The 11370-nt window shown below is 67.7% G+C and carries 12 protein-coding genes; 4 read left to right on the top strand and 8 right to left on the bottom strand.

The features are described from left to right. Positions 1-150: 150 nt before the first annotated feature. Positions 151-678: a hypothetical protein gene (locus ACWCQS_RS20140; protein WP_451005667.1), complete on the top strand. Its 528-nt coding sequence runs from the start codon at positions 151-153 to the stop codon at positions 676-678. A 19-nt stretch (positions 679-697) separates the two neighbouring features. Here ACWCQS_RS20140 and ACWCQS_RS20135 read toward each other — a convergent pair whose 3' ends face one another. The 8 genes from ACWCQS_RS20135 to ACWCQS_RS20100 form a co-directional block, all read right to left on the bottom strand. After that, on the bottom strand, positions 698-1792 hold the full coding sequence (locus ACWCQS_RS20135) for a hypothetical protein (RefSeq protein ID WP_451005666.1): 1095 nt from the start codon (positions 1790-1792) through the stop codon (positions 698-700). A 64-nt stretch (positions 1793-1856) separates the two neighbouring features. Beyond that, a complete protein-coding gene (locus ACWCQS_RS20130) occupies positions 1857-3059 on the bottom strand; it encodes an NAD(P)-dependent malic enzyme (RefSeq protein WP_451005665.1) in 1203 nt (400 codons plus the stop codon). A 189-nt stretch (positions 3060-3248) separates the two neighbouring features. Next, complete coding sequence (locus ACWCQS_RS20125) at positions 3249-4037, bottom strand: enoyl-CoA hydratase/isomerase family protein (RefSeq protein WP_451005664.1); 789 nt, start codon at positions 4035-4037, stop codon at positions 3249-3251. Positions 4038-4098: 61 nt separating this feature from the next. Continuing rightward, a complete protein-coding gene (locus tag ACWCQS_RS20120; RefSeq protein WP_451005663.1) occupies positions 4099-4992 on the bottom strand; it encodes an alpha/beta hydrolase in 894 nt (297 codons plus the stop codon). 27 nt (positions 4993-5019) lie between these two features. After that, positions 5020-6228 (bottom strand): alpha/beta fold hydrolase, encoded by a 1209-nt coding sequence (locus tag ACWCQS_RS20115; RefSeq protein ID WP_451005662.1) that lies wholly within the window; start codon positions 6226-6228, stop codon positions 5020-5022. An 8-nt stretch (positions 6229-6236) separates the two neighbouring features. Next, positions 6237-6962, bottom strand: a complete 726-nt coding sequence (locus ACWCQS_RS20110) for a flavin reductase family protein (RefSeq protein ID WP_451005661.1) — start codon at positions 6960-6962, stop codon at positions 6237-6239. Positions 6963-7484: 522 nt separating this feature from the next. Then, complete coding sequence (locus ACWCQS_RS20105) at positions 7485-8006, bottom strand: hypothetical protein (RefSeq protein ID WP_451005660.1); 522 nt, start codon at positions 8004-8006, stop codon at positions 7485-7487. Between the two features lie 45 nt (positions 8007-8051). Further along, positions 8052-8342 carry an MBL fold metallo-hydrolase gene (locus ACWCQS_RS20100; protein WP_451005659.1) on the bottom strand — a complete coding sequence of 97 codons (291 nt, stop codon included), beginning with the start codon at positions 8340-8342 and terminating at the stop codon, positions 8052-8054. 264 nt (positions 8343-8606) lie between these two features. Between ACWCQS_RS20100 and ACWCQS_RS20095 the strand changes: the two genes are divergently transcribed. The 3 genes from ACWCQS_RS20095 to ACWCQS_RS20085 all read left to right on the top strand — a co-directional run bounded on the left by ACWCQS_RS20095 (position 8607) and on the right by ACWCQS_RS20085 (position 10896). After that, the gene (locus ACWCQS_RS20095; protein WP_451005658.1) at positions 8607-9455 is read left to right on the top strand and encodes an MBL fold metallo-hydrolase; all 849 of its coding nucleotides are present in this window, start codon (positions 8607-8609) and stop codon (positions 9453-9455) included. Between the two features lie 251 nt (positions 9456-9706). Then, entirely contained in the window at positions 9707-10312 is a 606-nt protein-coding gene (locus ACWCQS_RS20090) for a CGNR zinc finger domain-containing protein (protein ID WP_451005657.1), read from the top strand. Between the two features lie 29 nt (positions 10313-10341). Further along, the gene (locus tag ACWCQS_RS20085) at positions 10342-10896 is read left to right on the top strand and encodes a CGNR zinc finger domain-containing protein (RefSeq protein ID WP_451005656.1); all 555 of its coding nucleotides are present in this window, start codon (positions 10342-10344) and stop codon (positions 10894-10896) included. The last annotated feature ends 474 nt before the right edge of the window (positions 10897-11370 follow it).

Here is an 11370-nt window from a genome sequence, read left to right as displayed (position 1 = left end):
GCCGGCCGGCACTACCTGGCACACGGCACGTACCCTCCCCGCGGATCACGCCCGCGGAACACTCAGACCGCCGCTCCACGACCCCAGTCCGCCCGAGGGCAGGCGACTCCGGCCGCCGGGCGGAAACCGGACCCTCCATCACAGCCTCGTGTGACGTTCACGGAACAGCTGTTGCAGGAGCTCGCGGAAACCGGCGGCAGGATCGTCAAGAGGGGCAGTGGTCCCGACTTGGAGAAGTGGCCGTCCCGCGTCGCCGCGGCACGCAGGTCCGGAAGGATTCCGGAGACGAAGGAGCTGTACGGAAGCTGGTGCCGTGACGGGTACGAGATCAAGCTCGTCGACATCCCCGCCTGGCGCCTTGCCGTCCTCGACCCCGTCCCCGTCCCCTCGCGGCTCGCTCGGCCGCACGCCGTGGTCCGGGCCATGCAGGACGAACGCCAGCCGCTCGGCCTGACCAAGCCCGTCCAAGGACGCGCTCTCCGGCTCATCCAGGCACTGATCACCGCCGCCGAGGCCGACGGACACACCTGCTCGGCCGGGCAGACCGGCTTCGCACCCCCGTCTCATCGCCGCCGCAGGGCAAACCCTCACTTCACCATCACCGCACAGGGCCAGCCCGTGGGGTTTCCTCGGCGCTGTATGCGTACTCCTCGGTGTCGAGCCGCATCTCGTCGATGAACTTCCCGCGGACGCAATCTCACTTCCTGGATAGAGCATCGTCCGCACCCGGCCGGAGCGGGAGGCTCCGCTCTTTCATGGCATCAGTGGAGGGCGCTGGTTCCAGAAGGCCATCCGGCGGTCCGTCAGGCAGCCTGAGGGCTGGGGCCGGGCGGTTGGTACGAATGGCCAGCAGGAGCGCGGCACCTGCAGCCCACAACGTGAGCGTCGCCAGCGGGGCGAGGACATGGGAACCCTGGAAGTAGCTGAGGTCGGCGACGCCTCGGACGGCGGCACCGGGAGGCAGCAGTGCCGAAAGTGTTCGGGCTCCACCGGGCATCAGGTCGCTGCCGACCGTTGCGCCGCTGGTGGAGTTGCCGACAGTCAGGAGCAGCAGCGTGGCGACGGGAATGCCCATGGGGCCGAGGTATGTGGCCAGCAATTTCGTGGTGAACGCTGCTGCAGCGGCCAGCAGGGCCAGTACGAAGGCGAGAGGAAGGAACGGTGCGGGGATGGAGCCGAGGAGGGGGCCGGCTATGGCGGCGGCGACAAGGCCTGACGCCGCGGAGAAGACGGCCATGAGGGTGAAGCGGTGCCGCAGATGCAGCAGACTGCTCAACCCCACCACGTTCTGGGCGAGGACGAAGCCGGAGAGGGTCACTCCGAAGGAGACGTAGAACCCTGCCATGCCGCGTGCGTCGTACCGGGTGAGCGGCACGACGTCAGAGACAGTGACGCGCTGGCCGGCCCCGTTCCCGTAGGCCGTGACGAGCTTGGTGACCGCAGTTGTCGTTGACAGGCCGTTCGCGCTCGCGACGTCGAGCTTTAGAGCCTTGTCATGATGTTCCGCGCCGAGTGCGGCCACCACGTCGCGATGCCGGACTGCGTCGCGTGCCTCGTCAGGCGAGTCGGCGCGCCGGACGTCGATCGAATCACCCAGGACCTGCTGGACCCTGTTCGCGAGCTCAGGCCCCGTGACCGCCACTGGCATCCGGTGCGGTTGGGGATCGCGCATGAGGCCGATGTAGCAGCTGACGAACGCGGAGACGATGACCAGGCCTATGAGGAACGGTTGCAGCCAGGCGCGGACGGGAATGCGGCGCCTGTGGTGCGGGGCCTGATGCTGGGGATGCACTGCGAATTTCTCCGTGAATTATTGACGACCATATGACTGCCTGTGGTGACGCCGCCCGAATGGCTCAGCGCCGGGCCACCCCTTCGAGCCTGGCGGCGGTGGCGACGCCCTCGGCGACCGCGGGGGCCACCCGCGGGTCGAAGGGGGAGGGGATGATGTGGTCGGGACGCAGTTCGTCGACGACCACGGAGGCGAGAGCATGCGCCGCGGCGAGTTTCATGCCGGGGGTGATGCGGGAGGCGCGGACGCGGAGGGCTCCGGCGAAGATGCCGGGAAAAGCGAGGACGTTGTTGATCTGGTTCGGGTAGTCGCTTCGGCCGGTCGCCACGACGGCCGCGTATCTGCGGGCGACGTCGGGGTGGATTTCCGGCGTGGGGTTCGCCATGGCGAAGATGAACGCTCCCTCTGCCATGGTGGCGACCGCCGATTCGGGGACCGTGCCGCCGGAGACGCCGATGAAGACGTCGGCGCCCGCCAGGGCCTCCCGCAAGGTGCCGGTGAGCCCGGCCCGGTTGGTGTGGAGGGCGATGTCACGCTTGGCGGCGGTGAGGTCGCCACGGTCACGGTGTACGACGCCCTGACGATCGGTTACCGCGACGTCCCCGATGCCCGCCTCCACAAGGATCATGGCGATCGCGACACCGGCCGCCCCGGCGCCGGAGACGACCACGCGGAGATCGGCGAGCCGGCGGCCGGTCAGCCGGGCGGCGTTACGCAGGGCTGCGAGGGTGACCACGGCTGTGCCGTGCTGATCGTCGTGAAAGACCGGGATGTCGAGACGGTCCTGGAGCTTGCGTTCGATCTCGAAGCACCGCGGAGCGGAGATGTCCTCGAGATTGATGCCACCGAAGGAGGGCGCGATTTGGGCGACAGTTTCCACTATCTCGTCCACATCCGTGGTCGCCAGCACGATCGGTACGGCATCCACCGCGCCGAACTGCTTGAACAGGACCGCCTTGCCCTCCATGACGGGCAGTGAAGCCTTGGGCCCTATGTCGCCCAGGCCGAGCACCGCGGTGCCGTCCGAAACCACCGCGACGGTGTGCGAGGCCCAGGTGTAGTCGTGCGCGAGCTCGGGCTGCTGAGCGATGGCTGAACACACCTCGGCGACGCCGGGCGTGTAGGCGAGGGAGAGGTCCTCGCTGCCCCGCAGCGGCACCGTTGCGGCGATTTCCATCTTGCCGCCGCGATGAAGTGTGAAGACCGGTTCTGTTGCGCGGTCGCCGGTTGCCGGACGCTCTGCTGATGCAGGGCCCTGTGTGTCCATGAATGATCCCTTTGCTGGCGCGCCAAGTCGGCTCGCTTATACGGTCGTTGGCGCGGAGGTCGGCGTCAGTGCGGCGTGATGTCTTCGCGTCGACGGAGTGGGCTTTGTGCAGGCCGGAAAGAGGCGTGTGATCCTGAGCCCTGGGAGTCCGGCGTCGCGTTGACGGTGACGCCCCATGAGTTTGGGCCGTCAGTGGCCCCGGAAGTCGACTCCGGGGCGGGGAAGCCCGGCCTTGAATGCCGTGACCGCCGAGTCCAGGCCGGACTTGACGTCAACTGTTTCGAAGAGAGGCATGGCGATGTCGAACATGGCCTCGTCCGCCGCCGAGACCCCGCCGATGGCCCAGGCGCGCAGCAGGGCCTTGTGTGCGGCGTAGGCGCGGGTGGGGCCCTTGGCCACCTTGCGGGCGAAAGCCGTTGCCTCGGTCAGCAGGGCGTCGTCGGCGACCACCCGGTTGACCACGCCGGCGTCGGCCATGACCCTGGCGGGCACCTGCTCGGAGGTGAGGGCCCATTCCGCGGCGCGTGCCCGTCCAGCCCGTTCGGCCACCCGGTAGATCCCGCCGAGCAGCGTGACGATGCCCAGCGTCTGCTCGGGGTGGCCGAAGCGGGCCGTCTCGGCGGCGAAGATCACGTCGGCGCGGAGCGCGAGTTCGAGACCGCCGCCGAAACACAGCCCGTGGATGGCGGCGATCACCGGGATCGGCAGCCTTTCGAGCCGGTTGAAGACCTGCATGTAGCGTTCGAAGAGGGCGCGCAGTTCCCGTACGTCCGTCTCGGGCCAGTCGACGATGTCGCCTCCGAAGCTGAAGTCCGGGCCCTCGGCTCGTACGAGGACGGCGCGGGCGCCGCTGTGTCCGATCGCGTCGAGGGCCTCGGTGAGTTCGGTGGCCATCTGCGGATCGATGCGGTTCTGCGGCGGGTTCGTCAGAACGAGTGTGGCGAGACCGTCATCAAGGGAGTACGTCAGATGAGGCATGGCTGTTCCTGCGTCTCGGGCCGGTCATACCGGCGGTGTGGCTCTGGCCCCTGTCGGCCTGTCAGGCGAGGTGCTGACGGAACCAGGCGAGGGCCGCGGCGCCGGCCTGGTCGAACTGAGTGGTGTACGGGTCGAAGTGGCCACCCGGGATCAGCTGCAGGCGCTTGGGCTCCAGCGCACGCTCGTAGGCGGCGAGCGCCAGGTCGGTGAGGGTCACCGTGTCGTTCAGGGCGACCACCATGAGCAGCGGGGTGGGGGAGATCCGGGTGATCCAGGTCCCGGGTTCGTACATGCGGGCCGCGCGGGTGGAGCGGACCGTGACCTCGTTCTGCCACACGCCGTCGGGCTTGGGTCGCAGGTAGAAGTCGATGGCATCCTGTGACCGGTAGGCCGCGGGTACGGCCGGGTCGCTGCCGACGACGGCCTGGGTGCGAGGAACCGCACCCCGGAACTGGGCCCGCTCGTCCTCGGCGAGGGATTCCTCGAGGGCCGCTACGGCGTCCGGTGCGACGCGGCGCAGCCCCTGCTCGTAGCCGCTGATGGTCGGCACCTGGGAGACCACGGCGCGCAGCCGGCGGTCGGTCGCGCCCAGCACGAGGGCATGGCCGCCGGCATAGCTCGTACCCCACAGCCCGATCCGGTCGGGGGCGACCTCGGGCCGGCTCTCCAGATAGGAGATGGCCCGCCGCCAATCGGCGATCTGCTGCCACGGGTCGACGTCCTGCCGCGGCAGCCCGTCGCTGGCCCCGAAAGTGCGGTGGTCGTGCAGCAGGACGACGAACCCGTCCTCGGCGAAAGCGCGCGCGAACGGTTCGAGTCCGTGGTCCCTGACTCCGGCGTAGCCATGAGCCATGGTGATCGCCGGATGCGGGCCCGGCCCGTGCGGCCGGAAGAGCCATCCGCGCAGCGTCACACCGCCGTCGGCCTCGAATTCGACATCCTCGCGTTCAACCATCGTCAACCTCCTCGATGAGCCCGGGACTCAGCCCTGGTGGAAATGTTCGGTGTCGACCACGCCGCGCAGCCGCTCGCGCAGCTCGGCCGAGAATCGCTTGACCGCGTCGAGCGGCCGGTGATGGATGGCGATGCGAACGATCTGCCCGTCCTCGTCCCTGGTCAGGATCGTCACGCCGTCGAGGTGCACGCCCCCGAACGCCTTGGCTTCCCACTCCAGGTAGGTGCGGCGCCCGTTGACGGCCTCCTGGGTGAAGGCGAGGAACTCGTAGACGGCACTCGCCGCGCCCATCACCTCTTTGACCTGGCCCCGGCCTTCGACGGGACGAGTGAGCACGCTGGCCTCCAGCACCACGTCGGCAGCGAAAACCTCGCCGAACGCGTCCGACGACTTCGCCGCGAAAGCGTTCGTCCAACCCTGCGTAGGCACGATCCCTGACGGGGTCTTGCGATCGGAGGGGAGCACGCCGGTCAGGAAGTCATCGAGGTGGCCGGCAACCCTGGCCGGCTGCTCGATGTGCGACCAGTGCCCGGCCTCGCCGACCGGCACCGAGCGCACCGATCCGAACCGCGGCAGGACGTGCCTACTCACCAGCTCCTCGGTGACGAATCCGTCATCCTCGCCGAGCACCACCAGGGTGGGCCCCTCGAAGCGACTGGGCCGCCTGCCCGCGGGGTGGCCCGTGTTCCAGCAGTCGGCCAGGCCACGCACAACCTCAGGACGTGTGCGCGCCCCGCTGACCACCAGACGGTCGAGTTCGGCCGCCGGCCAGGCGGGCGACAACTGCATCCTCAACGCGCGCTGTGCCGCGGGATCGCCTCCCAGGGAACGGAACCGGTCGACCACTTCATCGGGCACGTGCGTGCCTGCGAGCGGTACTGGGTTCACCAGCACCAGGCCCGCAGCCCTCTCGGGCCGTTCGGCGGCGACTAGTTCGGCGACCGCCGCTCCCATGCTCTGCCCGACCACCACGAAGCGCTTGGCGAGAGCGTCGACCACGGAGCCCACCTCGGCCGCGAACCGGTCGTAATCGAATGGTCCGCTCGCCTCCGTTCGATCGCCGCAGCCGGCCAGGTCGAGCGTGACCCATTCGACGCCGGACGTGGTGAGCGCGGAGATCATGCCATCCCAGACGTACTGGTCATCCAGGAAGCCATGCACGCACACCACGGCGAGTTCGCCCTCGCCCTGGCTCCGGAACCGCACATCGCTGTGCCCGATGCGCTCCGTCTTCATCCTCGTTCTCACTTTCCGGGAGCCGACGTCGAGCCCGAGGGGGTCCATTCCTCGGTGTCGATCGGGGACCAGTCGGTCGGGTTCGCGTCCAGGCGCTTCATCCGGCGTCCGCGTCGGGCTTCCAGTAGTTCCTTGTCAAGGGGTGTGGTGAAGATGTTGTCGACCACGGTGTATTCGGCGGCGAGTCGGCCGACGGCCGGCAGCGCGGCGGTGTCGATGCGTCCGCGCTCCAGGTACACGTCGTCCCTGACGTGGAACCGCACCACCCTGCCCCACACCACGTGATCGACCCCGTCGTCGCCGACCGGAATGATGCGGTCAACGACGCACTCGAAGGAGATCGGAGCCCCCTTGACCCGGGGCGCGCGCACTACCACGGACGGTTCCTTCTCCAGCCCGAGCACTTCGAACTCGTCCACACCGGGCTCGAACTCGAACGCCGAACTGTGCATGGCGTCGGCCTGCGGCAGCGTCACCATGTTGGTGACGAACTCTCCGGTCTCACGGATGTTGTAGTACGTGTCCTTCAGCGTCTGCCCGTCCGCCTGCGGCTGGAGCGTCAGCGAGACCATGGGCGGCTTCCGCCCGACCGCGGTGAAGAAGGAGACGGGTGCCAGGTTGGCGACGCCCTCCGTGGAGACCGTGCTGACCCAGGCCACAGCACGCGGAATGATGCTGCCGATCAGCAGTTTGTACGCGTGAGTGGAGTCGAGTTCCGCAGCGTCAATGATCATTTGGAGACCTCCATCGGTTGCGACACGGCACGTGAAGTCAGTTGCCGACTCGTCGAGCCCTCTACGAAAGAAGCATATGCGCTTCACCTATGTCGAACGAGTCGAGGGGTGGGGGACATTCCCGGACACAGGGAGCAAATCGTGAGAATTGAGCGAACAGTGGGGATGGTGCGCTGCCGGTGACAGATGATGCGACTGCCCTGATGTGCCGTACCGGAGGCCGGCCCGCAGGGGGCGGCGAGGAGCGGATCGGAGGCGACGGCGCTCAGGGGTGGATTGCGAAGTGTCGGGACAGCGCGCGAAGAGGCGTTCCCGCTTCCCGTGCGGTGATGTCCTCGACCGCGTCCCGACAGAAGGCCTCATGTGGATACCGGCCCACGTAACCGATATGCGGCGTCACCACAGCGTTGTCGAGCACACCCAAAGGGTGATCGATCGGCAAGGGTCCACGATCGACACTCTCGGCGTGGCGGCATCGCCCGAATCATTCGCCGCACTGTCGCTACGAAGGGCGTTGCCGGGTCACTTTCCCAGCAGCCCGACCGCTCCGTACCACGCGGGCCCCGGGTTGAGCAGATCCGGGTGAAGCCCTGTCATCCGGTCGAAGAACTCGCGGGCAGTGGGGTTTTGGTCGAGAAGCCGCATGACGTCCAGCAAATATTGCCGGGTTCGGTCGAGAATGGCGGGATCGTCCGGGAGGTCTTTGTTGTTGTGGCCGGCCACAACGTTGCGCGGCTCGAGCGCGGCGACGCGATCGATGGCCGTGAGCCACTTCCGCAGGCCGCCGTCGCCGCCTTCGAGGATGTACTGGTGCACCACGTTGTAGGCGACGTCCCCGGCCACTACGAGGCTGATGGACGGTACGTGCAGGACGGACGTCTCGTCGGTGTCCGGGTGCCCGACCTCGACGGCCTGGATGAGGGCGCGCTCCAGCAGGAAGCCCTCGGCGGGAATGGGCTGGGCCAGAACCGGGCTGTCGGGGATCAGGTCGGGGAAGCGCCTGTCCCACATTTCAACGCGCCCCTCGGTGGCCTGCTGGTGCATGACCTCGATGGTGCCGCGGGGCGCGTAGACGGTGACGCCGCGGAATCACTTCACGAGTTCTGCGGTGCCGAACCAGTGATCGCCATGCCCATGGGTTGAGTAGATGCGGGTCAGGCGCTTGCCCGACCTCTCCACCCAGTCACCGACCCGCTCGGTCTGTTCACGGGTGAAAGGCGGATCGACCAGGACGGCATCGTCGTCCCCGTAGATCAGCGTCGACGTCACCGGTGAGGAAACGAGCCGGTCACCATTCGGCAGACGTGCCTCGCCGGCCCAGGGTGTTCCGTCCGAAACGAAGGTCTCGTACGCCAGGGAGCTGGGGGTGGACGCGGTCATGATGACGCCTCCCTCGACGGGCGATGTGCGGCTCGCACGGTCGTCCGGTCATGCACACGGTTGCGTACCGCCGCCGCGTGGGCCATGGGAATGTGGCGCCTACGCAACAACAATACGACATAGGCATATGGATTTTGACTCTGCCGCTGGGGCGACGTACCTTCGGCTGGAGAAGTACGAAGGCCAGGCAGCACGCACAGGTACCGAAACGGCTGAGCGGTCACAGCTCCGTCGAGGCTGCCTCTGAGTCCCAAGGAAGCGATCATGTCCGGAGCGCAGTTGAGCTGGAGTGTCCACGTAGCGCCGTCGATCCCCACCGAGATCGCGGACCTGCCACCCGACCTCCCCCGGCGCATGTGGTCGCCCATCACGGCCACACTGATCTCGGGCGAGCGTGATGCGGTTCTCGTCGACGCGCTGATGACGGCCGAGCAGGCCGACCGGCTGGCCGACTGGGTGGCGGCGAGCGGCAAGAACCTCACCACAGTCTTCGTGACCCACGGGCACGGCGACCACTGGTTCGGGCTGGGCACCCTTCTCGAACGCTTCCCCGGGGCGCGCGCGGTGGCGACGCCGGCGGTGGTGGAGCAGATGAAGAAGCAGATGGCAGCGGAGTTCGTCGCGTCGTTCTGGGACAAGCGCTTCCCAGGGCAGATCCCGGACAGGCTCGTCGCCGCGGAGCCGTTGGCCGGCGATCGGCTGGAGCTGGAGGGTCACGACCTCGTCGTCGTGGGACTCGGGCACACGGACACCGACGACACCACATGTCTGCACGTGCCGTCGATCGGCTTGGTCGTGGCCGGAGACGCCGTCTACAACGATGTGCACCTCTACCTCGCCGAATCGTCCGCCGAGGGCCGCCGAGCCTGGCTTGACGCGCTGGACACCATCGCCGCACTGCAGCCTGAAGCGGTAGTCGCGGGACACAAGAACCCCGAGCGGCCTGACGACCCGAAGACGATCGGCGAGACCCGGCGCTACATCGACGACTTCGAGGCAGTGGCAGAGCGCACCACGACCACCCTCGACCTCTACCGCGGCATGCTGGAACTGCATCCTGGCCGGATCAACCAGGGAGCCCTGTGGGGCTCGGCCAGGTCCGCCAAGGGCTGAGCTGTCGGCCCTGGCTGCCCATGAACGGGGGCGAAGCGGATGGTGCCGCCGGCAGAGGCGCATACGACATTCAGATGCTTCTGTTCGTGGACTCACCCAAGCTATACGGCCTGCACGGACAAACCGGCCGCAGCTTGCGCCATTCTTCGGGAAGCTGGCACCTGCACGCGGAGAGTTAGACTTTTTAGCGTAACAAGCAAATATGCTACGGGTATATTGCCCTAGCTGTTGTCACGGAAAGAGATCCGAGAATGTCCTGGACTGCGACAGCCCGATACGGCCTGGAGCCCGCCCCGGGCGGGCTGGCCTTCGTACAGGACCTGCTCAACACACTGTCCGCCGGCAAGCCACGCGAGCCCGACCTTCTGCAGTCCGTCGAGGGCGCCCGTACTTGGCTTGACCAGGCATTGAAGAGTTGGAGTGGCGCGACCAACCAGCCCGCACCCGGCATCGAACTCACAGCCGAGGACGTACGGGGCCTTCGCGACTTCCGTGACGATCTGGGCCAGATCCTGCAGTATCAGGCCGGCGACTCGGTACCGGAGCCCGGCCCCGCGGCGTCACTGATAACCCTGCCCACCGCCCTGCGGCTCGACGAGCACGGGCACATTCAGGCTGAGGCCCGCGGTACGGGATGGCGACAGGTGGCGTCACTCGCCCTCATCGAGGCCTACCGTGCGCAGTTCACCGACATGCTGCGCCGCTTGAAGTCCTGCCGTAACACGCGCTGCATGACTGCCTTCTACGACCGGTCCCGCAACAACAGCGGCGTCTGGCACGACGTTCGCGTCTGCGGCAACGCCGCCAACTTGCGCAACTATCGGGCGCGCAAGAAGGCCGGCGCCGACCAGGTCTGACAGCCATCTCCTGGGTGCGGTCCGCGCACGTGTGCCTCGAGGCGTACCTGCGCCGCTATCAGGACACGCCGATCGCGTCCGAACTCCAGCTCGACCGCGACGACCTGTCCCCCGTCGAGCGGCTCCTCGCCATCTTCGATCCGCTTGAAACGGACCCGTCCGCCGTCCAGCGCGGCTGCCCGTTCCACAACGCGGCCATCGAAGCCGCGGGTGAAATCCCCGACATTGCTCAGCTGGTCGAGCGGCACAAGCGTGACTTCCGGGACCGTCTCATCGTCACCGCCGCCGAAGCCGGCGCCCCCGATCCGGACGGTCTGGCCCGGCAGCTGGCCGTGATCTTCGTTGAGCCTCGCGGTACGGGATGGCGGCAGGTGGCGTCCCTCGCCCTCATGGAGGCCTACCAGGCGCAGTACACCGACACTCTGCGGCGCCTGAAGTCCTGCCGAAACACGCGCTGCCTGACTGCCTTCTACGATCGCTCGCGCAACAACAGCGGCGTCTGGCACGACGTCCGCGTCTGCGGCAACGCGGCCAACCTGCGCAACTATCGTGCGCGCAAGCGGGCCGGCGCCGACCAGGTCTGACAACCGACTCTCCGGCGCGTCGCGCGCATGTACGGTGCCGTCCTTGCCGGCCCGTACCCCGCGTTCCACAGTGTTGCCCAGCTTGTCAGGGCCATATGGGGCGGCCACGTCGAACTGTTGGCGGGCGCCGGAACGGCCTGAGAACGCGGCATTGCCGACTGTCCCGAACGGTTCGACGCCCTGTCCCGCGCCCGCGAATGTCATCGGACTTGAGATCTTCCGCCTCGGCACGGCGCCCTGTCGCGGGTACCAACGCCCTGTCTCCGGCACCCGCGACCGGTGTCTTGTGCGGTCACTTGCGCCTGATCGGGGGCTTCGCGTCAGCGGGCCGGGGAGGTGTCGCGCTGCCCGACCCAGTCGAGCACCGCGTCGGCGACTTAGAAGTCATCTCATTTGGTGAGTCTGCGATAGCAGATGAGGGTGCAAGCGATGCTGGTGAAGGCCAGGAAGTGTTCGGCTTTGCGTTCGTAGCGG

The organism is Streptomyces sp. NPDC002076, assembly GCF_053593835.1.
This window is presented reverse-complemented; position numbering and strand designations above follow the sequence as displayed.